The sequence below is a fragment of the Streptomyces sp. MB09-02B genome (assembly GCF_033794485.1).
Lineage (GTDB): Bacteria > Actinomycetota > Actinomycetes > Streptomycetales > Streptomycetaceae > Streptomyces.
Map to the genome: position 1 here is coordinate 1 of NZ_JARGEE010000006.1, position 23,378 is coordinate 23,378.

Annotated in this window: 20 protein-coding genes; 12 read left to right on the forward strand and 8 right to left on the reverse strand. The window is 71.3% G+C overall.

The genetic code is table 11. The features are described 5' to 3' along the window. Positions 1-86 precede the first annotated feature (86 nt). Positions 87-1,466, reverse strand: a complete 1,380-nt coding sequence (locus P1P70_RS01990; RefSeq protein WP_319234009.1) for an MFS transporter — start codon at positions 1,464-1,466, stop codon at positions 87-89. A 453-nt stretch (positions 1,467-1,919) separates the two neighbouring features. Between P1P70_RS01990 and P1P70_RS01995 the strand changes: the two genes are divergently transcribed. The 12 genes from P1P70_RS01995 (at position 1,920) to fabG (ending at position 13,986) form a co-directional block, all read left to right on the forward strand. Further along, positions 1,920-2,744, forward strand: a complete 825-nt coding sequence (locus P1P70_RS01995; RefSeq protein WP_319234010.1) for a 2-amino-3,7-dideoxy-D-threo-hept-6-ulosonate synthase — start codon at positions 1,920-1,922, stop codon at positions 2,742-2,744. After that, positions 2,741-3,943, forward strand: a complete 1,203-nt coding sequence (locus P1P70_RS02000) for a 3-dehydroquinate synthase II family protein (RefSeq protein WP_319234011.1) — start codon at positions 2,741-2,743, stop codon at positions 3,941-3,943. Before P1P70_RS01995 ends, P1P70_RS02000 begins: the two co-directional genes overlap by 4 nt. 6 nt (positions 3,944-3,949) lie before the next feature. After that, entirely contained in the window at positions 3,950-5,368 is a 1,419-nt protein-coding gene (locus P1P70_RS02005) for a fatty acid--CoA ligase family protein (protein ID WP_319234013.1), read from the forward strand. A 74-nt stretch (positions 5,369-5,442) separates the two neighbouring features. After that, positions 5,443-5,727, forward strand: coding sequence for an acyl carrier protein (locus P1P70_RS02010; protein WP_177261679.1), 285 nt, complete (start codon positions 5,443-5,445; stop codon positions 5,725-5,727). Then, positions 5,724-6,113, forward strand: coding sequence for an acyl carrier protein (locus P1P70_RS02015; RefSeq protein ID WP_319234015.1), 390 nt, complete (start codon positions 5,724-5,726; stop codon positions 6,111-6,113). The genes P1P70_RS02010 and P1P70_RS02015 overlap by 4 nt, the downstream gene beginning before the upstream one ends. Beyond that, positions 6,103-7,338 carry a beta-ketoacyl-[acyl-carrier-protein] synthase family protein gene (locus tag P1P70_RS02020; RefSeq protein ID WP_319234017.1) on the forward strand — a complete coding sequence of 412 codons (1,236 nt, stop codon included), beginning with the start codon at positions 6,103-6,105 and terminating at the stop codon, positions 7,336-7,338. Before P1P70_RS02015 ends, P1P70_RS02020 begins: the two co-directional genes overlap by 11 nt. Then, entirely contained in the window at positions 7,335-8,201 is an 867-nt protein-coding gene (locus tag P1P70_RS02025; RefSeq protein WP_319234018.1) for a hypothetical protein, read from the forward strand. The genes P1P70_RS02020 and P1P70_RS02025 overlap by 4 nt, the downstream gene beginning before the upstream one ends. Further along, complete coding sequence (locus tag P1P70_RS02030) at positions 8,188-9,984, forward strand: class I adenylate-forming enzyme family protein (RefSeq protein WP_319234019.1); 1,797 nt, start codon at positions 8,188-8,190, stop codon at positions 9,982-9,984. The genes P1P70_RS02025 and P1P70_RS02030 overlap by 14 nt, the downstream gene beginning before the upstream one ends. After that, complete coding sequence (locus tag P1P70_RS02035; RefSeq protein WP_319234020.1) at positions 9,981-10,562, forward strand: hypothetical protein; 582 nt, start codon at positions 9,981-9,983, stop codon at positions 10,560-10,562. Before P1P70_RS02030 ends, P1P70_RS02035 begins: the two co-directional genes overlap by 4 nt. A 3-nt stretch (positions 10,563-10,565) precedes the next feature. Continuing rightward, a complete protein-coding gene (locus P1P70_RS02040; protein ID WP_319234021.1) occupies positions 10,566-11,486 on the forward strand; it encodes an NAD(P)-dependent oxidoreductase in 921 nt (306 codons plus the stop codon). Positions 11,487-11,586: 100 nt separating this feature from the next. Next, entirely contained in the window at positions 11,587-13,134 is a 1,548-nt protein-coding gene (locus tag P1P70_RS02045) for an MFS transporter (RefSeq protein WP_319234022.1), read from the forward strand. A 135-nt stretch (positions 13,135-13,269) separates the two neighbouring features. Further along, positions 13,270-13,986: a 3-oxoacyl-ACP reductase FabG gene (gene fabG, locus P1P70_RS02050; RefSeq protein WP_319234024.1), complete on the forward strand. Its 717-nt coding sequence runs from the start codon at positions 13,270-13,272 to the stop codon at positions 13,984-13,986. A gap of 102 nt (positions 13,987-14,088) precedes the next feature. Here the strand turns inward: fabG and pgi are convergent, their stop codons facing one another. The 7 genes from pgi to P1P70_RS02085 form a co-directional block, all read right to left on the reverse strand. Further along, complete coding sequence (pgi, locus tag P1P70_RS02055) at positions 14,089-15,744, reverse strand: glucose-6-phosphate isomerase (RefSeq protein WP_319234026.1); 1,656 nt, start codon at positions 15,742-15,744, stop codon at positions 14,089-14,091. A 288-nt stretch (positions 15,745-16,032) separates the two neighbouring features. Further along, a complete protein-coding gene (locus tag P1P70_RS02060) occupies positions 16,033-16,368 on the reverse strand; it encodes an RNA polymerase-binding protein RbpA (protein WP_003957010.1) in 336 nt (111 codons plus the stop codon). Between the two features lie 228 nt (positions 16,369-16,596). Then, positions 16,597-16,827: a preprotein translocase subunit SecG gene (secG, locus tag P1P70_RS02065; RefSeq protein WP_029181151.1), complete on the reverse strand. Its 231-nt coding sequence runs from the start codon at positions 16,825-16,827 to the stop codon at positions 16,597-16,599. Positions 16,828-16,962: 135 nt separating this feature from the next. Next, positions 16,963-17,739 (reverse strand): triose-phosphate isomerase, encoded by a 777-nt coding sequence (gene tpiA / locus P1P70_RS02070; RefSeq protein WP_319234028.1) that lies wholly within the window; start codon positions 17,737-17,739, stop codon positions 16,963-16,965. Positions 17,740-17,745: 6 nt separating this feature from the next. Then, the gene (locus tag P1P70_RS02075; RefSeq protein ID WP_319234030.1) at positions 17,746-18,969 is read right to left on the reverse strand and encodes a phosphoglycerate kinase; all 1,224 of its coding nucleotides are present in this window, start codon (positions 18,967-18,969) and stop codon (positions 17,746-17,748) included. Between the two features lie 135 nt (positions 18,970-19,104). Further along, positions 19,105-20,115 carry a type I glyceraldehyde-3-phosphate dehydrogenase gene (gap, locus tag P1P70_RS02080; protein ID WP_184895499.1) on the reverse strand — a complete coding sequence of 337 codons (1,011 nt, stop codon included), beginning with the start codon at positions 20,113-20,115 and terminating at the stop codon, positions 19,105-19,107. 269 nt (positions 20,116-20,384) lie between these two features. Beyond that, positions 20,385-23,339 (reverse strand): M14 family metallopeptidase, encoded by a 2,955-nt coding sequence (locus P1P70_RS02085; protein WP_319234032.1) that lies wholly within the window; start codon positions 23,337-23,339, stop codon positions 20,385-20,387. Between the last annotated feature and the right edge of the window lie 39 nt (positions 23,340-23,378).

Sequence of the window (23,378 nt, forward strand, 5' to 3'; positions counted from 1 at the left end):
CCCCCGCCGCCCCTACCCGCCCCAGCCTGAAGGGGCGCGCAGCCCCTTCAGGCTGGGGCGGGTAGGGGCGGCGGGGGCGAGGAGAATCAGGCGGTGAAGTCGTCCCCGCGGGTTTCCGGCAGCGCCCACAGGCACGCCAGACTGACCAGGCACAACCCACCCGTGTAGAACCCCAGCACCAACGGCGACGACCACTGACTGTTCAGCCACGTCGCCACGAGCGGAGCGAACCCGCCCCCGAGCGTGTTGGCCAGGATGAACGCCGCCGACGCCCCGGTGTAACGCAGCTTCGCCGGGAACAGCTCCGCCAGGAACGCCGCCACCGGCGAGAACATCACGGCGAGCAGCCCGAGGCCCACGGTGTACGCCCCGGTGATCACGAACGCGTTGCCCGTACTGAGCGATCCGTACATCGGCACCGCCCACACCACACTCCCGACCGCGCCCGCCAGCATCAGCGGACGGCGCCCGACCCGATCGGCCAGCCGGGCGACGGGCAGGGTGATCGCGATCCCGGCCGCCGCCCCCACGCTCGCCGCGGTGAGCATCGTGTTCTGCGGGATGCCGAGCGACTTCGGCCCGTAGGACAGGCTGTAGACGATCGTCAGGTAGTAGACGGCGGACCCGCCGACCGCCGCACCGGTGCCGAGCAGCAGCCGCCCGGGGTACCGCGCGACGAGCGTGCCGATCGGGAAGCGCGACACCGGTGTCAGCGGGGACACCGGCGAGCCCGCGGGCGTTGCCGAGGACCGGTCCCGGAAGACCGGTGACTCCGACACCGTCGACCGCACCCACAGCCCGACCATCACGAGCACCGCGCTGAGCAGGAACGGCACCCGCCATGCCCAGTCGGTGAAGCCGTCGCGGCCCACGAGGTTCAGGGTCGGGAGGATGACGGCACTGGAGAGCAGGAACCCGAGGGAGGGGCCGACGTTCGGGACGGCGGCGTACAGGGCCCGTCGGCCGGGCGGGGCGTGTTCGGCGGCCAGCAGGACCGCGCCGCCCCACTCGCCGCCCATGCTGACGCCCTGCAGCAGACGGAGGGTCACCAGGAGGACGGGGGCGAGGAGTCCGGCGGTCTCGTACGTCGGGAGCAGACCGACGCCGACCGTCGCGAGGCCCATGAGCAGCAGGGAGGCGACCAGGGCGCGCCGGCGGCCCAGCCGGTCGCCGATCGTGCCGAAGAGCACGACGCCGAGGGGGCGGGAGACGAAGGCCGCGGCGAAGGTGAGGAACGCGGCGAGGGAGGAGACGGTCGGGTTGCCGGAGGGGAAGAACGCGGGGCCGAGGACGAGCGCGGAGGCCGTGCCGTAGACGGCGAAGTCGTAGTACTCGATGGTCGTGCCGATGAGGCTCGCGGCGGCGACCCTGGACGGCTTGCTCGACCCGGCCGACGGGGAGGCCGGTAAGGAGACGGGTCCGGGAGCCGCGGCCTCGGTGACGGTTCTGGACGGGGATTCGGGCATGGGGGGCTCACTTCCGGTACGCCCGGACACGAATGGTCCGGGACCAGAGGGGGACGGCCACGCATGAAACACGAACCGGAGTGTGGCTGTCACCCTAGGCCGGGAAATTCGATTCCCACAAGGAAACCTCGGAAAAGAGCGCCCGCACGAGTCCGTCGAATGTTTTCGACGAAGAATACGTGCCGATTACACGAGACAACGACAGGTAAAGCATGTGATCCCGCTATGCGTACGGACAGATCGGCAGAGTATGCCGCGAACACGACTCCCCGACCCCGTCAACCCTGCAGATCCTGTCAAGTCGCTATCAATAATCATGTGAGCCACTGCATAAAAATTTGCTCTCGGTCACGCCTTGCCAACTGCCGATCACGCACGGAATGCTGACGCCCGGCTGAACTTGAAAGTTCTACGACCATCGTTTTTCGGACATGGACGGAAGGCTCTTTTCCCGTGCTGAAAAGTGGCAAGCCATTACGTTGGAGAAGACTTTCCCTGACCGGCGACGACCGCCATTTGCTGATTCCGCTCGACCACAGCGTTTCGGACGGTCCGGTCGCTCCTCCGGGTCAGTGGGAAGAGCTGTTGAAGGCGCTGGTGGCCGGCGGCGCCGACGGGATCATCGTCCACAAGGGGCGGGCCCGCACGCTCGACCCGGCCCTCCTGCGGAACTGCGCACTGGTGGTGCACCTGAGCGCCAGCACGGCCTGTTCCGCCGATGTCGACGCCAAGGTGCTGGTCGGCGACGTGGAGGAGGCGGTGGCCCTCGGCGCCGACGCGGTCAGCGTCCATGTGAACATCGGCTCGGACACCGAGGGGCGCCAGCTCGCCGACCTGGGCGCGGTGGCCCGGTCCTGCGACACCTGGGGCATGCCGCTGATCGCGATGGTCTACCCGAGGGGCCCCCGGATCGAGAACCCGCACGACCCCGCGCTCCTCGCGCACATCGTGAACGTCGCCGCCGACCTCGGCGCCGACATGGTGAAGACCTCCGTGGCCCTGCCGCTCGCCCGGATGGCCGAGGTGGTGGCCCACAGCCCCATCCCCGTCCTCGCGGCCGGGGGCCCGCCCGACGGCTCCGATCTCATCGACTACGGCACCGCCGTGATGGCCGCCGGCTGCCACGGACTGGCCGTCGGCCGCCGGATCTTCTCCTCTCCCTCCCCCGCCGCCCTGGTCTCCCGGCTCGCCGCCGTGGTGCACAGCGGCGAGTTCACCGGTGACATGAGCATGCCCAACCCATCCGCTTACTCGACGATCGTGGCAGGTGTCGCATGAGGTTCGCGTGGATCGATCTCCGTGAAGTCCCCCGTCCGCAGCTCCAGGCAGTGGTGGACGCGGCCGTCCACGCCCGGATGGCCGGGGTCGTCTCCGCCGACGCCGAGCTGCTGGGAACGCTGCCGCCGACGGTGACCCGGGTGCTGGCCGGCGCGGCGCCGACCGCCGCTCCCCCGAAGAAGTCCGCCGACAAGGGCGACAAGGAGGCCAGGGCGGCGGCAGACGCCAAACCGGAGACCAAACCCGAGGGCAGGGCCCCGGCCGGCGCCGGCTTCGACCTCCTGCTGCGGAAGTTCACCGTCCAGGACGAGTTGGACGCCCTCGCCGCGGAGAACCGGGCCGCCACCGGCGCGCCGGTCGCCGGCTTCGTCGACGTACGGGACGACCGCACGCTCCAGCTGTCGTGCGTGGGCGCGATGGCGCTGCCGTACACGGTGATCCACTTCGCGGATCCGACGAAGATCCCGCTGGAGATCGTTCTCGCGGCGGCCGAGTCTGCCGAGGGGAAGCTGGTGACCGTCGTCGGGGACCTGGAGGAGGCGGCCATCGTCTTCGACGTCCTCGAACGCGGTTCCGACGGCATCCTGTTCACCCCCCGGAGCGCGGACGACGTGTTCGCGCTGGCCCGGCTGCTGGAGGCGACCACCCCGCAGCTGGAGCTGTCCACGCTCACCGTCGAGAGCATCCGGCACGTCGGTCTCGGCGATCGGGTCTGCGTGGACACCTGCTCGCACTTCGAGGAGGACGAGGGCATCCTCGTCGGCTCGTACTCCTCCGGATTCGTGCTCTGCTGCAGCGAGACCCACCCGCTGCCGTACATGCCGACCCGGCCGTTCCGGGTCAACGCCGGCGCCCTGCACTCGTACACGCTGGGTCCCGACAACCGCACCAACTACCTCAGCGAGGTCGGTTCCGGCAGCGCCCTGCTGGCGGTCGGCGCCGACGGCCGCACCCGGCGGGTGGTGGTCGGACGGGCGAAGCTGGAGTCCCGGCCGCTGCTGGAGATCCGCACCCACGCGGAGGACGGACGGCTGGTGAGCCTGACCGTCCAGGACGACTGGCACGTGCGGGTCCTCGGGCCGGGCGGCAAGGTCCTCAACGTCACGGAACTGCAGACCGGGGACGAGCTGCTCGGCTACCTGGCGCAGGACAAGCGCCATGTCGGCCTGCCCATCGGCGAGTTCTGCAAGGAGGTCTGAGGCCCCATGGGCGAACTCGTGGCGGCCGCGGCCGGCGAGGACGGGATGGGCGTCCTGGTCCAGCGGTTGTTCGACGCGCGGGACGACGGACTGCCCTATCTGACGCACCAGCGGGAGACGGTCACCCGCGGGGAGTTACAGGAGCGGGTGGCCAAGCAGGCCGCGGTGTTCGCCGGTTTCGGCATCGGGCCCGGCAGCACGGTGGGGCTGCGGACGCCGCCCAGTTTCACGCAGGTCGAGGTCCTGCTCGCGCTGTGGCGGCTGGGCGCGCAGGTGATGCTCTTCGACTTCCGGCTGAAGCCCGCCGAGGTCGACGCGCTGTGCGCGGTCTGCCGGCCGCAGTTCATGGTCCGGGCCGGCGCCAACGTCCGGGCCACGTTCGGCTTCCGCTCCGAGTACGAGGTCGCCACCGAGTGCCGCAGGGCGGGGCGGGCGGCCGACGGCGACCACCGGCTCGTCCAGTTCAGCTCGGGGTCGACCGGGCGGCCGAAGGTGATCGGCCGGACCGCCGGGTCGATCGCCGCCGAGGTCGAGGCGTTCGCGGCGGTTCCCGGGATGCCCGTCGAGGGCGACCGGCTGCTGCTGCTCAGCTCCACCGCGCACAGCTTCGGGCTGCTCGGCGGGTTGCTGCACGCGCTGGCGGCCGGGGTCTCCGTCGTCTTCGCGCCCCGGGTCTCGGCCCGCGACATCCTGCGGACCTCCCTCGACCACCGCGTCACCGCCCTGTTCGGGGTGCCGATGCACTACGAACTGCTCGCGTCCGCCCTCGACCCGCCCGCGCTGCCCGCGCTGCGGACCGCCGTCTCCGGCGGCGAACTGATGCCCCCCGAGGTCGCGGCGCGGTTCGCCGAACGGTACGGCGTCACGGTCGGTGAGGCCTACGGCACCACCGAGACCGGCATCGTCGCCGTCGACGTCGGCGGCACGCTCCGGCCCTCCGTCGGCCGCCCCGCGCCCGGGGTGGTCGTCCGCGCGCACAAGGGCGAACTGGACGTCGAGCTCGCCGAGTCGCCGTACCTCTTCGACTCCGGCGGCACCCAGTACGCCGACGGCTGGCTGCACACCCGGGACCGGGCCGCGGTCGGCGCCGACGGGACGGTCACCGTGAGCGGCCGCGCCGACTCCCTCGTCGTCATCGGCGGCCTCAAGGTCGACCTCACCGAGGTCGAGCACGTCCTGCGCGCGCACCCGGCCGTCGAACAGGCGGTCCTGGTCCACGAAGGCGTCACCGAGGCGTACGTGGCCGTCGCCGCCGGGGCCGGGAGCCCGTCGGCGGAGGAGCTGCTGCGCTGGTGCCGGGAGCGGCTGGCCGACTACAAGCTGCCCCGGGTGATCCGCCTGCTGGAGACCCTGCCCCGCACGTCGAACGGGAAGCTGGTCCGCCTGGCGGCGACGCTCCAGGCGGCGGCGGGCGGCAGCGCGTAGCGGCTCGGCGGACCCTGACGACGAGCGGCCCCCACGACATTTCGCACGACCTTCTCACGACATTCCCCCTGGAGATGGCGATCATGAGCACGTCCACCCTGGACAACGAGATCCGCGAGTTCGTCCTGACCACGGTCATCGACGAGATGAACATCCTGCTCAGCCGGGACGGCATCACCGACGAGAGCCCGGTGACCGTCGGCGGCCTGGAGCTGGACTCCCTGAGTCTCATCGAGTTGACGTTGCGGCTGGAGTCGCGGTTCGGCGTGGAGATCCCCGACACCGACATCGAGCCGCTGGCCTCGCTGACCCTCGGCGGGCTCGTCGCCGAGGTCGTCGGGCGCGGGGCGAAGGCATGAGGGCGGAGACCTCCCCGCAGACCGTCATGGGAGCCGTCGTCCCGGCCGGCGCCGCGCCGGTCGTCCTCACCACCGGGCTCGTCCGGGAGCTGCTGTCCGACCGCAAGATCTTCCCCGGTGTCCCGGACGACCTCGCCGAGGACGCCGAACTGGTCCTGGACTCCCTGGGGTTGGTGTGGCTGCTGCATGTGGTGGAGGAGCGGTACGGCCTGGTCGTGGAGCCCGATGACGAGGACATCGCGGGCCTGACCTCGCTCCGACGGCTCACGGAGTTCCTGGGCACGGCCGGAACGCCGGAAGCGGCCGGGACAGCGGGTGCGTCGGACGGGGCGGGTGCGCCGGGGCCGTCGGGTGCGTCGGACGGGGGTGAGCGCGGTGACCGGTGAGGTGACGGTGACCGGGTTCGGCGTCCGGACGGCGTTCGGGGTGGGCGCTGACGCCCTGCGGCGCGGTGTCTTCGCCGGCGTCCCCTCCTTCGCCCCCACCACGCGGTTCGACACCGGCCCCTACCGCACCCCGATGGCCGGCGCCGCCCCCGACGGCCCCGACGCGGTGGAGCACTGGGCGCTGCGTCCCGCTCTCGCGCGCTGCGGCCGGGAAGCCCTCGACATGGCGGGACTCCCGAAGGGCACCGAGGCGGCGGTCCTGCTGGGCATCGCGGGCGACTGCACGAGCATCACGCGGTACTGGCGCGAGGCGGCGGCACCGGGGGCCGACGCCGGGCACGTCGTCCCCGGCGACGAGGCGCCCGGGGCGCCCGGAGCGCCCGGAGCGCCCGATGCGGCCACGCTCGCCGACGCCGTCCCCGCACACCTCGCCGAGTCCCTGGCCGGAGGCCTCGGGCTGACCGGGCCCCGGCTCACCTTCACGAACGCCTGCGTGGCCTCCGCCGCCGCGATCATCCACGCCTGCCGGCTGATCTCCGGCGGGCGGATCGACGTGGCGGTGTGTGCCGGCGGCTATCTCGTGGAGGAGGAGACGTTCGGGAAGTTCGACTCGGGGCGGGCGTTGTCGCGTGACGGCACGGTGCGGCCCTTCAGCGCCGACCGCACCGGGCTGCTGCTCGGCGACGGCGTCGCGGCGGTCGTCCTGGAGTCCGCCGAGCACGCCCGGCGGCGCGGGGCCCGGCCGCTGGCGGGTGTGGTCGGCTGGGGTGCGGCGACCGACGCCCACCACATCGCGCAGCCGCACCCGGACGGTGTCGGCCTGACCCGCGCGACCCTGCAGGCGCTGCGGATGGCCGGGGACCCCGAGGGGGCGGGCCTCGGTTACGTCAACGCCCATGGCACCGGCACCAAGTACAACGACGGCGCCGAGACCCGGGGGCTGCGCGCCGCCCTCCGGGAGCGGGCCGAGTCGATCCCGGTCAGCTCCACCAAGAGCACCACGGGCCATCTCCTGGAGGCCGCCGGAGTCGTGGAGTTCGTGATCACGATGCTGGCCCTGACGGAGGGCGTGCTGCCGCCGACCGCCAACTTCACGCGGGCGGACCCGGAGTGCGACCTGGACTACGTCCCGAACAGCCCCCGCCGGGCCGACCTCCGCCGGGCGCTCACCATCAACGCCGCCTTCGGGGGCGCCAACACCGCACTCGTGCTGGAGCGACCGTGACGGATACGGACCTGGTCAGGACGACCGAGACGCGGTCGGCCGGCCGCAGCGGGGCCCCGGCGGGCAGCACGGTGGCGTCTCGTTCGGCGCTCGGGGTCCGGGCCGCCGCCACCGCGACCCATGGCACCGGGCGGGACGGCGACATCCCGCTGCCGCGCCTGCCCGGGTTCGTGGAGTCGGCGTTCAGTCCGCTGGTGTACGAGGTCGCCGCGCGGTGTCTGACCGAACGGCCCGATGGGGGCACCTCCCGCTCGGGCGAAGCCGGGAGTGGGGTAGGTGCCCGTACCGCCGTGGCGCTCGCGAGCCTGATGGGCGACACCACCACGGCCGATCTGGCGAGCCGACGGGTGGTCTCGGGCCGGGTCCACAACCCGCTGCTGTTCATGCAGGCCACCCCCAACTCCGTACTGGGGCACCTCAGCCGGGAGTTCGGGATCACCGGACAGATGTTCAGCCTGTCGACCCTCGCCGATCCGGTGACCGAACTGCTGGACATGGCCGACCTCCTCCTGGAGGACCCGGAGCTGGACCAGGTCCTGGTCGTGGGCGTGGAGCTCGGCGGCAGCGAGCGCTGGGCCGCCGTGCACCGGGAGCTGTCCGCCGACAACGGCCGTCAGGTCCCGGACCTGCCCGCCTCCGGCGCTCTGGCGGCGGCCCTCCTCCTCGGCCGGGCCGGTCCCGGCGCGCACCCCGGTTCCGGCGCCCCCATGACCACCCTTTCGACGGAGACGTACGCCGGGATGCGCTCGGGGGCGGCTTCGCACCCCGGCAGCGTCCAGGGCCTGTTCGACCTGGCCGCCGCCCACCGGCGGCGCCCGGGAATCGGGGAACGAGACGAGACGGAGAGCCATGCTCATCACTAGGCAGGAGCGGGCACGGATCTGCTCCGACACGGAACTCGGCGCCGGCAACGTCCTGCGACGGCTTCGGGCGTACGAACGCCCGCTCGACGAACCGGTGTTGCACACCGACGGCACCTGGCGCGCACCGGACGGCAGCCGCCCCGAGGTGCTGACACTCGGGCAGTTGTACGAGGTGGTCGAGACCTACGCGGGCTGGTACGCGGCCCACGGTGTACGCCCCCGCGACCCGGTGGCCATCCACTCCTTCTCCGCCGCCGAGTTCGCGGTGAACTTCCTGGCGCTGACGTCGCTCGGAGCCGTGCCGTCGTTCGTCAACGGCAACCTCGCGCCGGAGATCGCCCGGGAGTACGTCCGCCGCCAGGGCGCGGTGGGCGCCTTCACGGACGAGGCGCATCGCGAGGTGCTGGCCGGCAAGGCGGGTGACGAGGCCGGCACGGCGGGTCCGGGCAGCGCGAGAGGCACCGGGGGTGACGGCCTCGAACTCGGTTTCCGCCTGACCGCCGCCGACGTGCGGCCCGAGCACCGCGCGTCGCTCCCGCCGTCGTACCCCTACCGGCACGACCCCACCGACCCGGTGCTCATCTCCCACTCCTCCGGCACGACCGGTCTGCCGAAGGGGGTGCCGCACACCCACCGGACGCTGATGTACGCCCAGCTGCACCGGCTGCGGTTCTCGACCGGCGCCGACATGGAACGCACGCTGGTGGGACTGCCGGGCGCGCACAACGCGATGGTGGCCACCCTGCTGTACTGCCTGCTGCTGCGCACGGACCTCAAGCTGCTCTCCAGCCAGCGCGGCACGGACGTGCTGGACGCGGTCGAGGAGTTCCGGCCGACGACCGTGCTGGCGTTCGCCGGGACCTTCGGCGAGATGGCGGCGGAGGACCTGACGGCGCGCGACCTGTCCAGCGTGCAGGTGTGGTTCAACACGGGGGACGCGGCACACGAGGCGCACATCCGGGCGCTCGTCCAGCACGGGAGCCGGGTCGAGATCCGGCGCGATCTGAGCCGTGTCCGGGTGGAGGGGTCGGTCTTCGTGGACGGGCTCGGTTCGTCGGAAGCCGGCTACTCGGTCTTCCACAACCGGCACACCAAGGACACCTCCGCCTACTCGCGCTGCGTCGGCAAGCCGATCAGCTTCGCCGAGGCCGCCGTGCTCGCCGAGGACGGCACCCCGCTGCCACCCGGGCAGATCGGCCGTCTGGGCCTCAAGTCGCCCACGCTGACGCCCGGTTACTGGAACGACTCGCTGACCTGGAACCGCATGCGGCTCGGCGGCTACTGGCTCACCGGCGACCTCGCCCACCAGGACGAGGAGGGCAACTTCTACCACCTCGACCGGGCCCCGGACGCCATCCGCACCCCGGCGGGCATCGTCTTCAGCACCCGCACCGAGGAACTCCTCCTGGCCCGACTGCCGGAGCTCAGCGACTGCACGGTGGTCGGGGTCGCCCCCGACGGCGTACGCGCGGACTGGGACGGCGACGGCGAAGGGGAGGCGTACGCACTGCTCCAGCTCGCCGACACCGGCGGAGCCGCCGAGGAGCGGAGCGGGCCACGGGACGACGCGCAGCGGACCGGAACGGCGGTCGACGAGGAGTGGACCGGGCGGGTCAACGCGGTGCTGACGGCCGCCGGGTTCCCCCCGGTGACCCGGGCCCTGCGGATGCAGCCCGGTGACGTGGCCAAGGGCGCCACCGGCAAGGTTCTCAAACGAGTGATGCGCGACCGGTTCGCCGCCGACACGGCCGACGCGGTCGCCGCCGAGGAGCAGCACGCATGAGCACGCACACCGACGCCGAGGGCGTCAACCACCGTGCCCGGGCCGGTGAGGCGTACCGGCTGTGGTGGCAACACGACGCCAACTGGTACCAGGGGGTGGCCGCACGGTTCGGGCAGGAGGCCGCGAACGAGATCAACGCGGAGGCGATGGGGAAGGTCGCCCTGCACGTCGGACAGCGGGTCGCCCGGCTGCACGGGTCCCTCCCCGACACCGGCGACGGCCGCAAGGACCTGGAGGAGCTGCGCCGCCGCTACGACGACTGCGGCGACCGGATGTTCCCGCCGGAGCTGCGCAACGCCTCCACCGAGGTCGAGGACGACGACCTGATCGTCCTCACCCTCCGGCGGAACTTCGCGATCACCATGGTCCGGATGGCCGGCTCGCTGGAGGGCTACCGCTGCCCGTGCACCGCCGTCCACGCCGGTTGGTCCGAGGGTCTCGGTGTCACGCTCGCGGAGAACCGGGCCGAGACATGTCTGCGCGACGGCGACAAGGCGTGCCGCCTCCTCATACGGGTCGCCCCGACCGCCACGGCTACCGCACCACCCGCCGCAGTCGTCCCCGGATCGGAGGCCTGAGCCATGCGCGTACTCGTCGCCGGGGCCACCGGCGTGGTCGGACATCCGCTGGTGGGCGCGTTGCGGGCGCGGGGCCACCGGGTGAGCGCGCTGGTGCGGCAGGGGTCGCCGGGCCGGGCCCCGGAGGCGGACGAGGTGGTGGTCGCCGACGCGCTGGACCGCGCGGCCGTGCTGTCGGCGGTGTCGGCCGCCCGGCCCGAGGCGGTCGTGCACCAGATGTCGGCCCTGCGGCTGCTGCGGGACGACCCGCCGGAGGCCTTCGCCCGCACCGCGCGCCTGCGCGTCGAGGGCACGGCCCATCTGATCGAGGCGGCCCGCGCGGCCGGCGCGCGCCGACTGGTAGCCCAGTCCATCGCCTTCGCCGCCGCCCCGGCCGGCGACCGGGTCCTCGACGAGGACGCGCCCCTCCACGTCGACGCCCCCGACCCCGGCTGGGCCTCGACGGTACGGGCGATCGCCGAGCTGGAACGGCAGGTGACGCACAGCGGCCTGGAGGGTGTGGTGCTGCGCTACGGCACGCTGTACGGCCCCCGCACGGCGTACGCCCGTACAGGCGCGACCGCGCAGTCCGTGCGGGCCGGCCGGCTGCCGCTGCCGGGCGGCGGGGCCGGGATCATGTCGTTCCTGCACGTCGAGGACGCCGTCGGGGCGGCCGTGACGGCCGTCGAGTCCGAGGCGACCGGGGTCTTCCATGTGACGGACGACGATCCGGCGCCCGCCGCGCAGTGGCTGCCGCACTTCGCCCGGACGCTGGCCGCGCCCTCCCCGCGCACGGTCCCGGCTGCCCTCGCGCCCCGGCTCCTCGGCTGGTTCATGGCCCACCAGCTCACCTCCGCGCACGGCGCCGCCAACGACCGGGCCCGTACGGTCCTGGGCTGGAAGCCGACCCGACCGAGCTGGCGCGACGGGCTGGGCCGGGAATGACGCGTGCCCATGCCGCCCTCGCCGTCGGCGGGAGCACGCGAACCGCTGTGACCGGGGGCCGCGCGACCGTGCGCGACCGCGGGAGAGACGGAGGCATCCGATGAGCACCACGAGCCGGACGGCTGAGAACACCTCGGCCGCCCCGTCCCGAAGCCGGCTCGTCCTCCTCGTCGTGGTCTGCGCACAGATGCTGATCTGGCTGGACACCTCGATCCTCAACGTCGCCGTCACCACGCTCGCCGACCCGGTGGAGGGCCTGGGCGCCACGCCCGGCGAACTGGAGTGGGTGGCGAGCGCCTACACCCTGGTCGTCGCCGGCACCCTCTTCGCGGGCGGCGCGCTCGCCGACCGTTTCGGCCCCCGGAACACGCTCGTCGCCGGGCTCGCGCTGATCGGCGTGGCCTCCGGGGCGGGCGCGTTCGTGGACAGTCCGGAGTGGCTGATCGTGGCCCGTGCCTTCATGGGCGCGGGCAGCGGCCTGTTGATGCCGGCGACGCTGGCGGTCATCGTGCAGAGCACCCCGGAGGAGAAACGCACGCGGGCGATCGCGATCTGGAGCTCGTCGAGCGGTCTCGGCGTGGCCATCGGCCCGGTGGCGGGCGGGGCCCTGCTCAGCCACTTCTGGTGGGGCTCGGTGTTCCTGGTCAACGTGCCGATCGTCGCCCTGTGTCTGCCGGCGGTCCTGGCCTTCGTCCCCGACCTCGGCGGCTCCCGACGCCGCGTGCTCGACCTGCCCGGCCTCGTCCTGTCGGTGCTCGGCCTGGGCGGGGTGGTCTACGGCATCATCGAACTCGGCGGCGGCAGCGCCTGGTACGGCCCTCACGTGCTGCTTCCCCTGGTGCTGGGCGGTGTCGTGCTGACCGTGTTCGTCGCAGGTCAGCGCAGGTCCGCGACGCCCAGTCTGGATCTTCGGCTGTTCCGGCAGCCCGGCTTCACGGCCGGCAGCGTGGTGCTGCTGATCGCCTTCATGGCGTTGGCCGGTCACCTGTTCTACGCGGCCTTCTACCTCCAGGGCCCCCGGGGCCTCTCCCCCGCCGACGCGGGAACCGTCATGATCGCCGCCGCGATCGGCATCGTCCTGGGCAGCCAGGCCTCTCCCGCGCTGAGCCGTCGGCTGTCGGCCCGCTGGACCGTCGCGGCCGGGGTCCTGGCCACCGCCGCCACCTACGTCGCGTACGCCTGGCTCGACGGGCGGACCCCGCTCTGGTTCGTCGCGGCGCTGCTGTGGATCCAGGGCTTCGGCATGGGGCTGGTCGGCACTCCGGTCACGGCCGTGATGATGCGCGGGGTGCCGCCCCAGCTCGCCGGCGCCGGTTCCGCCGTCAACAGCGTCACCCGGCAGGTGGGCGGCACCCTCGGCGTGGCCATGGCCGGCTCGATCCTCTCGGCCGTCTACCGGGACCGGATGGCCGACGCCGAACTGCCCGCCCCCGCACAGGGCCTGTCACCGGCCGCCGAGGAACAGGCCCGCACCTCGGCCGAGGCCGCCCGCTCCCTGGCCGACTCGCTGAACCTGCCCGGCCTGGCCACCACGGCCGACCGCGCCTTCCTCGACGCCATGTACGCCGCCACGCTCTCCGTCGCCGCCCTCGCCCTGATCGGCTGCCTGGTGGCGGTGGCGGGCCTGCGCTCCCCACCGGGCCGGTAGAAACCCGGTCTCTCAGGAGCGCGGGGAACCGCGCGAGCAGGCCCCCACCGGAGCGCCACGGGAGCGCCACCGGAGCGCCACAGAGCCCCACCCGACAACGAACCCGAGCCTCCCACGCACCCAAGAGGGACCCCCATGACACAGTCCACCCCCCGCTCGGTCTTCGTCACCGGTGGCAACAGAGGCATCGGGCTCGCCACAGCCCGCCGCTTCACAGCGGCCGGAGACCGGGTGACGGTGACCTACCGCAACGACGAGCCCCCCGCCTCCGAGGGCTTCCTCTCCGTACGGTGCGACGTGACCGACACCGACCAGGTCGACCAGGCCTTCAAGGAGGCCGAGACGGCCCACGGCCCGGTCACCGTCCTGGTCGCGAGCGCGGGCGCCGCCCAGGACCGGCTGCTGGTGCGGATGTCCGAGGAGGACTTCACCTCCGTCCTCGACACCAACCTCACCGGAGCCTTCCGGGTCGCGCGGCGCGCGGCGCGCGGCATGCTGCGCGCGGGGCACGGCCGGATCGTCCTGATCTCCTCCACGGCCGCCCTGCACGGTTCGCCGGGCCAGACGAACTACGCGGCCGCGAAGGCCGGTCTGGTCGGCTTCGCCCGCTCCCTCACCCGGGAGTTCGGCGCCCGGGACATCACCTGCAACGTCGTCGCGCCGGGACTCACCGAGACGGACATGAGCCGCGCCCTCACCCCGGAACAGCGCCGCGCCCTGCTGAGCACCACCCCCGCCGGGCGGCTGGGCACCCCGGAGGAGGTCGCCGACGCGGTGTCCTTCCTGGCCGGCGCGGGTTACGTACGCGGCGCCGTGCTCCCGGTCGACGGGGGCGCCGGTATGGGGCACTGAGCTGCCCGGGGGCACCGGTCCGCTGCCGCCGGGACCGGGTGGGGAAGCGGACGTCGCGCGGCCGCCCGTTTCCCCACCCCCGGTTCGGGACGCCGATGCGAACTAGCTCCGCCCGCGCAGCGCCCGGTACGTGGTGACCAGGGCCTTCGTGGACTCGTCCAGCCCCGGCACCTCGGCCCCTTCCGTGAGCGCCGGTTCGACCCGCTTGGCGAGGACCTTGCCCAGCTCGACGCCCCACTGGTCGAAGGAGTCGATGTTCCAGACGGCGCCCTGGACGAACACCTTGTGCTCGTACAGCGCGATGAGCTGGCCGAGGACCGACGGGGTCAGCTCCTTCGCCAGGATCGTCGTCGTCGGGTGGTTCCCCTTGAAGGTCTTGTGCGGCACCAGTTCCTCCGGCACGCCCTCCGCCCGTACCTCGTCCGGCGTCTTGCCGAAGGCCAGCGCCTGGGTCTGGGCGAAGAAGTTGGCCATCAGCAGGTCGTGCTGGGCCTTCAGCGTGTCGCTGAGCTCGGCGACCGGCTCGGCGAAGCCGATGAAGTCCGCCGGGATCAGCTTCGTGCCCTGGTGGATCAACTGGTAGTACGCGTGCTGCCCGTTGGTCCCCGGCGTGCCCCAGACGACCGGCCCGGTCTGCCACTCCACCGGCACCCCGTCGCGGCCCACGTACTTGCCGTTGGACTCCATGTCCAGCTGCTGGAGGTAGGCGGTGAACTTGGACAGGTAGTGGCTGTAGGGCAGCACCGCGTGCGACTGGGCGTCGTGGAAGTTGCCGTACCAGATCCCCAACAGGCCCAGCAGCAGCGGCACATTGGACTCGGCGGGTGCCGTACGGAAGTGCTCGTCGACGATGTGGAAACCGTCGAGCATCTCCCGGAAGCGGTCGGGCCCGATCGCGATCATCAGGGACAGCCCGATCGCCGAGTCGTAGGAGTACCGGCCGCCGACCCAGTCCCAGAACTCGAACATGTTGGCGGTGTCGATGCCGAAGTCCGACACCTTCCCGGCGTTCGTCGAGAGCGCCACGAAGTGCTTGGCGACGGCCTCGGGGCCGGCCTTCAGCTCGGTGAGCAGCCAGTCGCGTGCGCTGGTCGCGTTGGTGATCGTCTCGATGGTGGTGAACGTCTTGGAGGCGATGATGAACAGCGTCTCCGCCGCGTCCAGGTCCCGCACCGCCTCGTGCAGATCGGCCCCGTCCACGTTGGACACGAAACGGACCGTCAGATCGCGGTCGGTGTAGGAGCGCAGCACCTCGTAGGCCATCGCCGGGCCGAGGTCGGAGCCGCCGATACCGATGTTGACGACGTTCTTGATGCGCCTGCCCGTGTGGCCGGTCCACGCGCCGGAGCGGATGCGCTCGGCGAAGCCGGCCATCTTGTCGAGCACGGCGTGCACCTCGGGCACCACGTTCTCGCCGTCGACCTCGATCACCGCGTCGCGCGGGGCGCGCAGCGCGGTGTGCAGGACGGCACGGTCCTCGGTGGTGTTGATCTTCTCGCCGCGGAACATGGCGTCCCGCAGCCCGAACACGTCGGTCGCGGCGGCCAGCTCGCGCAGCAGCCGCAGTGTCTCGTCGGTGACCAGATGCTTGGAGTAGTCGACGTGCAGATCGCCGACCTCCAGTGTGTACCCGGCGCCGCGCCCCGGGTCGGCCGCGAACAACTCCCGCAGCCGGACGTCGCCCTGCTGCTCCCGGTGCTCGGCCAGCGCGGTCCACTCGGGCGTCTGGTTGAGCCTGGTACGGCTTTCTGCGTTCATCTCGGACTTCAGCCTTCTTTCCTACCTGGTCCTGCCTGCGTACCTTGCCCCGCTGCCGTTCCAACCTAATTGATCACGACGAAACACGAGCCGTCGTCCCACGGTCGTCCGACACGACAACAGATACGTCCGCCCCGAGCGCCGGTGTCAGCGCGGGCGAGGAACAGCATGAAGAAGGCGGCGAGCAGGTCGGCGGCACGCCGGTCGCCCCGCTCGGGGCCCGAGGACGCCGCACGCCCCCCGAACACCTCCGGCCGGGCACCCTGGGTGTCCGGCCGGTGTCGTTCGCTAGATCTCGCCCCGCAGTTTGGCGAGCGCCTCGGCGAGGATCGCCTCGCCGTCCGCGTCGCTGCGCCGCTCGCGGACGTAGGCGAGATGCGTCTTGTAGGGCTCGGTGCGGGGCGGGTCCGGCGGGTTGTCCCGGTCCTGTCCGGCCGGGAAGCCGCAGCGCGGGCAGTCCCAGGTGTCGGGGACCTGTGCGTCGCTGGCGAAGCTCGGCTGGGTCTCGTGTCCGTTGGAGCACCAGAAGGAGATGCGCAGCCGGGGTGCGGACTCGCCGCGCTCGGCTTCGCCCATCGGCCCCGCCCCGACCCGGCTTCCTCGGATCGCGTTGCCACTTGCCACGGTCGTAACTCCCTGCGTGATGGTGCGGCGAAGCGAGTCGGCGTTTCGCTTCGCTGCGAGCGCCTCAGTCTACGTAAGGCCCAACGCGCGTCCAGTGATTGGAGTTACATCCCGCCCACAGACGCAAGCCCCATGATAGGCCGCGCTCGAAGTCGCGTACCCGGCATGGGGCTTTACGTGCGGAATGGTGCGTCCGTGACGCGTTGTTCGCCGGTGTCGGCCAGAGGGTCAGTTGTTGACCTTCATCAGGATGCCGAGTACGACAATGCACGCGAACCACAGCAGACCGACCACGACGGTGATCCGGTCGAGGTTGCGCTCGGCGACCGAGGAGCCGCCGACGGAGGACTGCATACCGCCACCGAACATGTCGGAGAGGCCGCCGCCCTTGCCCTTGTGCATCAGCACCAGCAGCATCATCAGCAGGCTGAAGACGATCAGGGCGATCGAGAACCCCATAACCACGGCTGGACCAACTTCCTCGGATTCTGATGGACTGCGGGGACCGGCCGCGTGGCCGGTCCCCGCAAGAGTACGACGTTACGCCGTCAGGGCCTACTCACCGGCCCACTCGACTGATCACGAGGCCCACGATCACTGGTCGCGGAAGCGCACGATCTTGACGAACTCGTCGGCGTCCAGCGAGGCACCGCCGACGAGGGCGCCGTCGATGTCGGCCTGGGCCATGATCTCGGCGACGTTGCCGGCTTTGACGGAGCCGCCGTACTGGATACGGACCTTGTCGGCCAGCTCCTGCCCGTACAGCTCGGCGAGCTTGGCGCGGATCGCCGCGCAGACCTCCTGGGCGTCCTCGGCGCCGCAGACCTTGCCGGTGCCGATGGCCCAGACGGGCTCGTAGGCGATGACGACGGTCTCGGCGTGCTCGGCGGGGACGTCCTTGAGGCCGCCCTCGACCTGGGCGAGGGTGTGGGAGACGTGGTTGCCCGCCTCGCGGACCTCCAGCTCCTCGCCGACGCACAGGATGGGGGTGAGGCCGTGCTTGTAGGCGGCCTTGACCTTGGCGTTGACGATCTCGTCGGTCTCGTCGTGGTACTGGCGGCGCTCGGAGTGGCCGATCGCCACGAACGTGCACTTGAGCTTGGCCAGCATCGGGCCGGAGATCTCGCCGGTGTAGGCGCCGGAGTCCTGGGCCGAGAGGTCCTGGGCGCCGTACTTGATCTTGAGCTTGTCGCCGTCGACCAGGGTCTGGACCGAGCGCAGGTCGGTGAAGGGCGGCAGGACCGCGACCTCACAGGCCTCGTAGTCCTTGTCGGCGAGGGCGAAGGCGAGCTTCTGGACGTGGGCGATGGCCTCGAGGTGGTTGAGGTTCATCTTCCAGTTGCCCGCCATCAGGGGCGTACGCGTGCTCATTGAGGGTCAGTCCTCCAGTGCGGCGAGACCGGGGAGCGTCTTGCCCTCGAGGTATTCGAGGGAGGCGCCGCCACCGGTAGAGATGTGGCCGAATGCGTTCTCGTCGAAGCCCAGGATCCGTACGGCCGCGGCGGAGTCGCCGCCGCCGACGACCGTGAAGGCCTTGGAATCGAGGAGTGCCTGGGCGACCGCCTTGGTGCCCTCGGCGAAATCGGGGTGCTCGAAGACGCCCATGGGGCCGTTCCAGAAGACGGTGGCGGCGTCGGCGATCTTCGAGGCGTACAGCGTGCCGGACTCCGGACCGATGTCCAGGCCCATCTGCCCGGTGGGCATGGCGTCCGCGGCGACGGCGGTGGCGTCGGCCGGAGCCTTGCTCTTCAGGTCCGGGAAGGCGGGGGCGACGACGGCGTCCACGGGCAGGACGATCTCGACACCGGTCTTCTCCGCGCGCTCCAGGTACTCGGTGACCGCGCCGAGCTGGTCCTCCTGGAGGAGGGAGCCGCCGACCTCGTACCCCTTGGCCTTGAGGAAGGTGTACGCCATGCCGCCGCCGATGAGGATGCGGTCGGCCTTGCCGAGCAGCTGGTCGATGACGGCGAGCTTGTCCGAGACCTTGGCGCCGCCGAGCGCGACCACGTAGGGCCGCTGGACGTCGTCGGTGAGCTTCTTCAGGACGCCGACCTCGGTGGCGATGAGGTACCCGGCGTAGTGCGGCAGGCGGGCCGGGAGGTCGAAGACCGAGGCGTGCTTGCGGTGCACCGCGCCGAAGCCGTCGCCGACGTAGACGTCCGCGAGGGCGGCCAGCTGGTCGGCGAAGGCGCCGCGCTCGGCGTCGTCCTTGCTCGTCTCGCCGGCGTTGAAGCGCAGGTTCTCGACGACGGCGACCTGACCGTCGGTCAGGCCCGCGACCGTGGCGGTGGCGGACTCGCCGACCGTGTCCGTCGCGAACGCCACGTCGGCGCCGAGGAGTTCACCGAGGCGGGCGGCGGCCGGGGCGAGCGAGAAGGCCGGGTCCGGGGCGCCCTTGGGGCGGCCGAGGTGGGAGGCGACGACGACGCGCGCGCCCGCCTCGGCCAGCGCCTTCACGGTGGGCAGGACGGCGCGGATACGGCCGTCGTCAGCGATCTTTACAGTGGCGGTGCCGTTTTCGAGCGGCACGTTGAGGTCGGCGCGGACGAAGACCCGCCGGCCGGCGACTGGCTCGGCGAGGAGCTCGTCGATCGTCTTCATGGAGAGGGCTCCCGAGGAGGCTTGTGGTGCTCGTGATCGTAGGAGGAACCGCTTGTGTACGTGCGTCAGGGCTCGGGCGGCGCGTCCCTGCGCCGCCCGAGCCCTGCTCTCACACGGAAGTGCCCGCTCTGCCGATCAGAGCTGGCCGCCCACGAAGACCGTGAGGTCGACGAGGCGGTTGGAGTAGCCCCACTCGTTGTCGTACCAGCCGAGGATCTTCACCGAGTTGCCCTCCTGGACCATGGTCAGGGAGGAGTCGAAGGTGCAGGAGGCCGGGTCGCTGACGATGTCGGAGGAGACGATCGGGTCCTCGGTGTAGGCCAGGTAGCCCTTGAGGTCACCGTCCTCGGAGGCCTTCTTGAACGCGGCGTTGACCTCGTCCTTGGTGACCTCGCGCTGCAGCGTGACGACCAGGTCGGTGGCCGAGCCGGTCGGGACCGGGACGCGCATCGCGATGCCGTCGAGCTTGCCCTTGAGCTGCGGCAGGACCAGCGCGGTGGCCTTCGCGGCACCCGTGGTGGTCGGGATGATGTTCTCGGCGGCGGCGCGGGCGCGACGCAGGTCCGAGTGCGGGAAGTCCAGGATGCGCTGGTCGTTGGTGTAGGCGTGGACCGTCGTCATCAGACCCTTGACGATGCCGAAGTTCTCGTCGAGGACCTTGGCCATCGGCGCCACACAGTTGGTGGTGCAGGAGGCGTTGGAGATGACGTGGTGGTTCGCCGGGTCGTACTTGTCCTGGTTGACACCCATCACGATGGTGATGTCCTCGTCCTTGGCCGGAGCCGAGATGAGGACCTTCTTGGCGCCGCCGGCGAGGTGCTTGGCGGCGTCGGCCTTCTTCGTGAAGATGCCGGTGGACTCGATGACGATGTCGACGCCCAGCTCGCCCCACGGGATGTCCGCGGGGTTGCGCTCGGAGAGGACCTTGATGGTGTGGCCGTCCACGGTGATCGTGTCGGCGGTGTTCGACACCTCGGCCTTGAGGCGGCCCAGGATGGTGTCGTACTTCAGCAGGTGAGCGGTGGTCGCGGTGTCACCCAGGTCGTTGACAGCCACGATCTCGATGTCCGCACCCTGCTCCAGCAGCGCGCGGAAGTAGTTACGACCGATGCGGCCAAAGCCGTTGATGCCTACGCGGATCGTCACGAACCGATCTCCTCGTTGGTACGCCGGCTCAGTGCCGGCGAGCTGTATGGGATGTCCCCGACCGCCTACGACCCTACCTCCCCGACACCCGTCGAGTGACATCGAGATGCCCTATACATGCCGGTGCGGTCCGTACTCGCCAGTAGGAGTACGGACCGCCCTGGTTTTACAAGGTGATTACCTTTTGAGCGGCCCCCCGATCATCTGATTCCAGACGTCCGGAGGGCCGCCCACGAGGCTTTTCCTCAGCCGTTCGGCCCAGTCGGCACTCAGTCCTTCAGCGCCGCCAGCGCCTTGCCGAGCAGTGCCTTGCGGTCGGCCGCCGAGACGACCTGCTCCAGACCGAAGCCCAGCAGCACCGTGTCGTCCGTGGTGACCGCGCCGAAGGTCTTGAACAGTTCACCCGACAGTCCCCAGTCCTTCACGACGGCCGGGCTGCCCGCCGGCGGGCCGGGGGTGGCCCAGGCACCGAGCGACGTCTCGAAGCCGTCGACCGCGCCGGGCGTGCCGCCGATGACGACGGCGGCGTTGTCGGTGAGGAGACCGCGACCGCCGCTGCCGGGGTCGGTGACATAGCTGAGCGACACCTCGACCTTCTTGCCGGCGTACGCGGACAGGTCGAACTCGACCTGCTGCCAGCCGTCCGAGGCCCCGGTGAAGCTGTTCCATGCGCCGCTGGTGCCGCTGGGCGTGCAGCCTCCGGCGCCCACGGTCAGGTACCGCTTCAGGGCCGGGTGGCCCTGGACGAAGAATCCGGCCTCGCACTCGGTGGGCACGGTGGTGGAGGTGGCACCCCCGGCCTCCGGCAGGGTCGTCCAGTCGTCCGCGCCGACGGTGTGCGCCTCCAGGAGGGCGTGGTCGTACCCCTCCTCCGTGCTCCACAGCAGCTGGGTGCGCAGGGTCGGCCTGTCCGCCGCGGTCACCGACGTGAGGTCGATGGTGCGGGTGAGACGGTTCCACGCGTAGTCGGTGTGCGTGGCGGCCGCCATGGACGCGCCCTCGTACGGGCCGTACGGGTTGACCGTCCCGGGGTACTGGCCGGCGCCCGCGCTCTCGAACTGCGGGAACGTCTCCACGGGCAGGGCGTCGGAGGTGACCCCGAACGATCCGGCGGTGTTCAGCGGGTTCCCGGGCGCGTCGCCGAGGGCCCCCGAGAAGCCGTCGAGCTTGGCGAGACCGGCGAAGGCGGTGGCGTTCGGCAGGGAGGTACGGCTGTACGCACCCAGGTAGTACTGGCTGAAATCGTTCGACAGCGTGCCGTCGCCGAGGTCGACGGAGCCGCCGGCGCTCTCGCCCGCCTCGATCAGCTTGCCGCCCTCGTTGAGGTAGGCGCGCAGGGCGAGCTGGGTGGCGACGCCCGGCCGGACGGCGCCCGTGTTGTGCACGACCTGCTTGAAGTGCTTCAGCACGCCGAGCGCGTCGGGCACGCCCTGGGTGGCGACGTCCCAGACGAGCGCCTTCCTGCCGTTGGCCTTCAGCGCGTCCACATAGACCTGCGTCTGGGTCGCGGTCGCGCCCTCCTCGGCGACGACGAGCGTGTCGGCCTTGGGGCGTTCGGCGATCGTGTAGGTGAAGCGCTCGCTCTTGGTCGGCTTGCCGCTCTTCGTCTCACCGGTGAACCAGACCTCGACCTTGTCGCCGGGCTCGCCGTCCTGCACCTTGGCCCGGTACTGGTCGAAGTACAGGTTGTCCTCGCCGCCGAACGTCTCGCCGCCCTTCCAGGGCTTGAGCGTCTGGTCGTACGTGGGGCCGCGGCCGTTGATCCGGTACCTCAGCTCCTTGTCGCGCACGGACTTGCGGGCGACGACGGAGATCGCCTGGTCGGCGCCGCGCGAGTACGACGTGGTGATGGCGGCCGGGGTGAAGTCGGGGGCGTCGACGCCGACCGAGGACTTCGGCTGGTCGGGCTTGACGGCGGACTCGGCGACGGAGAGCGCGAACGGGATGTTCTTCGCGAACTCCTGCTGGATCAGCTTCTCGTCGTCGGGGAACGTGAAGACCGAGGCGCAGTCCTCGGGCTTCCAGGCGTCGTCCGGGTCGATGTTCGACGCGGTCTGGCAGGTCGACATCTCCGGGGTGAAGAACGCCGCGCCGTTGACGTTGGAGGCGTGGCCGTTCGCCTCGCCGTTCGTCGTGTACAGCTCGGAGGAGAGCTGCGGGTGGTAGCCGGGGATCGCGGGGTTCTCCGGGGTGCCGGCCAGCGACTTGTAAAGCACGTCGTCCGGGCTGGGGCTGGCCACCTGCCAGCCGACGCCGTAGAGGATGAGTTCGGCGGCGGAGTGGTAGTTGATGCCGTACTCGAAGCCGATGCGCTTCTCGAAGGCGTCCAGGACCTTGGTCTCGGGCTCCGAGTTCGGGCCGTCGCCGCGGTAGGTCTCGCTGGTGGGGAACGGGGAGGAGCCCTCGTCGTCGTAGCCCCACTTGTAGGCGAAGTTGCGGTTGAGGTCGACGCCGTCGCCGACGGTGATGGCGTTGTCGCCGTTGACGTCCCGCAGGTTCTTGCGCCACTGGCGGTTGCCGTCGGCCTGGTGCGTGAAGTCGTAGCCGTCGGGGTTGGCGGAGATCACGAACCACAGCTCGGTGGAGTCGACGATCTTCTTGATCCGCTTGTCCGTCTTGTAGTTGTCCAGGTAGTGGTGCATCAGGCGCCGGGTCATCTCCGGCGTGATCCACTCACGGGCGTGCTGGTTGGACAGGTACAGCACCGACGGCTTGGCGCCGTCCTTGGTCTTCTTCGCGTTCTTGGTCAGTTTGACCGCGAGGATGTCCTGGCCCCGCAGCGTCTTGCCGAGGGAGACCACCTTGGTCAGGGAGGGGTGCTCCTGTCCCGTCCGGAGGATCTCCTCCTTGAGGTTGCCGGCGCCGCTGTAGGGGCGGTAGACCCCGTCGCCCGCGGCGTCCACGCGCGCCTCGGCCTTGCTGGTGAGGCGGTGCTCCCTCAGCTCGACGCCCTGCTTCTCCAGGGCGTCCGCCTGCTTGTCGGTGAGGTAGACCTCGACCGACGCGGTGCCCTTCTCCGGCGCCTGCTCGCTGAGTTCGTGGCCGTCCTGCCCGGCCGCGAGCAGCAGCGGTATCTGCTTCTTCGTCACCTCGGCCCGGAAGACCTTGACTTCCTCGGTGTCCGAGCCGTCGTTCTCGGCCGCCTGGGCGAGTGGTGCGAGTCCCGCACCACCGCCCAGCAGGAGCGCGCCGGCAGCGAGGATCGATCTCGCTCTTCGTCTCATGAGCCCCCCTTGCAGTGGTTCGCCCCAGCGGCGAACAGA

What these genes read in the sequence shown, in the direction of transcription:
- P1P70_RS02030 (WP_319234019.1), top strand. Translation starts at nt 8,188, where the DNA reads ATGCTCATCACTAGGCAGGAGCGGGCACGGATCTGCTCCGACACGGAA.
- pgi (WP_319234026.1), bottom strand. Translation starts at nt 15,744, where the DNA reads ATGAACGCAGAAAGCCGTACCAGGCTCAACCAGACGCCCGAGTGGACC.
- tpiA (WP_319234028.1), bottom strand. Translation starts at nt 17,739, where the DNA reads ATGAGCACGCGTACGCCCCTGATGGCGGGCAACTGGAAGATGAACCTC.
- P1P70_RS02010 (WP_177261679.1), top strand. Translation starts at nt 5,443, where the DNA reads ATGGCGATCATGAGCACGTCCACCCTGGACAACGAGATCCGCGAGTTC.
- P1P70_RS02040 (WP_319234021.1), top strand. Translation starts at nt 10,566, where the DNA reads ATGCGCGTACTCGTCGCCGGGGCCACCGGCGTGGTCGGACATCCGCTG.
- P1P70_RS02075 (WP_319234030.1), bottom strand. Translation starts at nt 18,969, where the DNA reads ATGAAGACGATCGACGAGCTCCTCGCCGAGCCAGTCGCCGGCCGGCGG.
- P1P70_RS02005 (WP_319234013.1), top strand. Translation starts at nt 3,950, where the DNA reads ATGGGCGAACTCGTGGCGGCCGCGGCCGGCGAGGACGGGATGGGCGTC.
- secG (WP_029181151.1), bottom strand. Translation starts at nt 16,827, where the DNA reads ATGGGGTTCTCGATCGCCCTGATCGTCTTCAGCCTGCTGATGATGCTG.
- P1P70_RS02015 (WP_319234015.1), top strand. Translation starts at nt 5,724, where the DNA reads ATGAGGGCGGAGACCTCCCCGCAGACCGTCATGGGAGCCGTCGTCCCG.
- P1P70_RS02085 (WP_319234032.1), bottom strand. Translation starts at nt 23,339, where the DNA reads ATGAGACGAAGAGCGAGATCGATCCTCGCTGCCGGCGCGCTCCTGCTG.
- fabG (WP_319234024.1), top strand. Translation starts at nt 13,270, where the DNA reads ATGACACAGTCCACCCCCCGCTCGGTCTTCGTCACCGGTGGCAACAGA.
- P1P70_RS02045 (WP_319234022.1), top strand. Translation starts at nt 11,587, where the DNA reads ATGAGCACCACGAGCCGGACGGCTGAGAACACCTCGGCCGCCCCGTCC.
- P1P70_RS02000 (WP_319234011.1), top strand. Translation starts at nt 2,741, where the DNA reads ATGAGGTTCGCGTGGATCGATCTCCGTGAAGTCCCCCGTCCGCAGCTC.
- P1P70_RS02035 (WP_319234020.1), top strand. Translation starts at nt 9,981, where the DNA reads ATGAGCACGCACACCGACGCCGAGGGCGTCAACCACCGTGCCCGGGCC.
- P1P70_RS01990 (WP_319234009.1), bottom strand. Translation starts at nt 1,466, where the DNA reads ATGCCCGAATCCCCGTCCAGAACCGTCACCGAGGCCGCGGCTCCCGGA.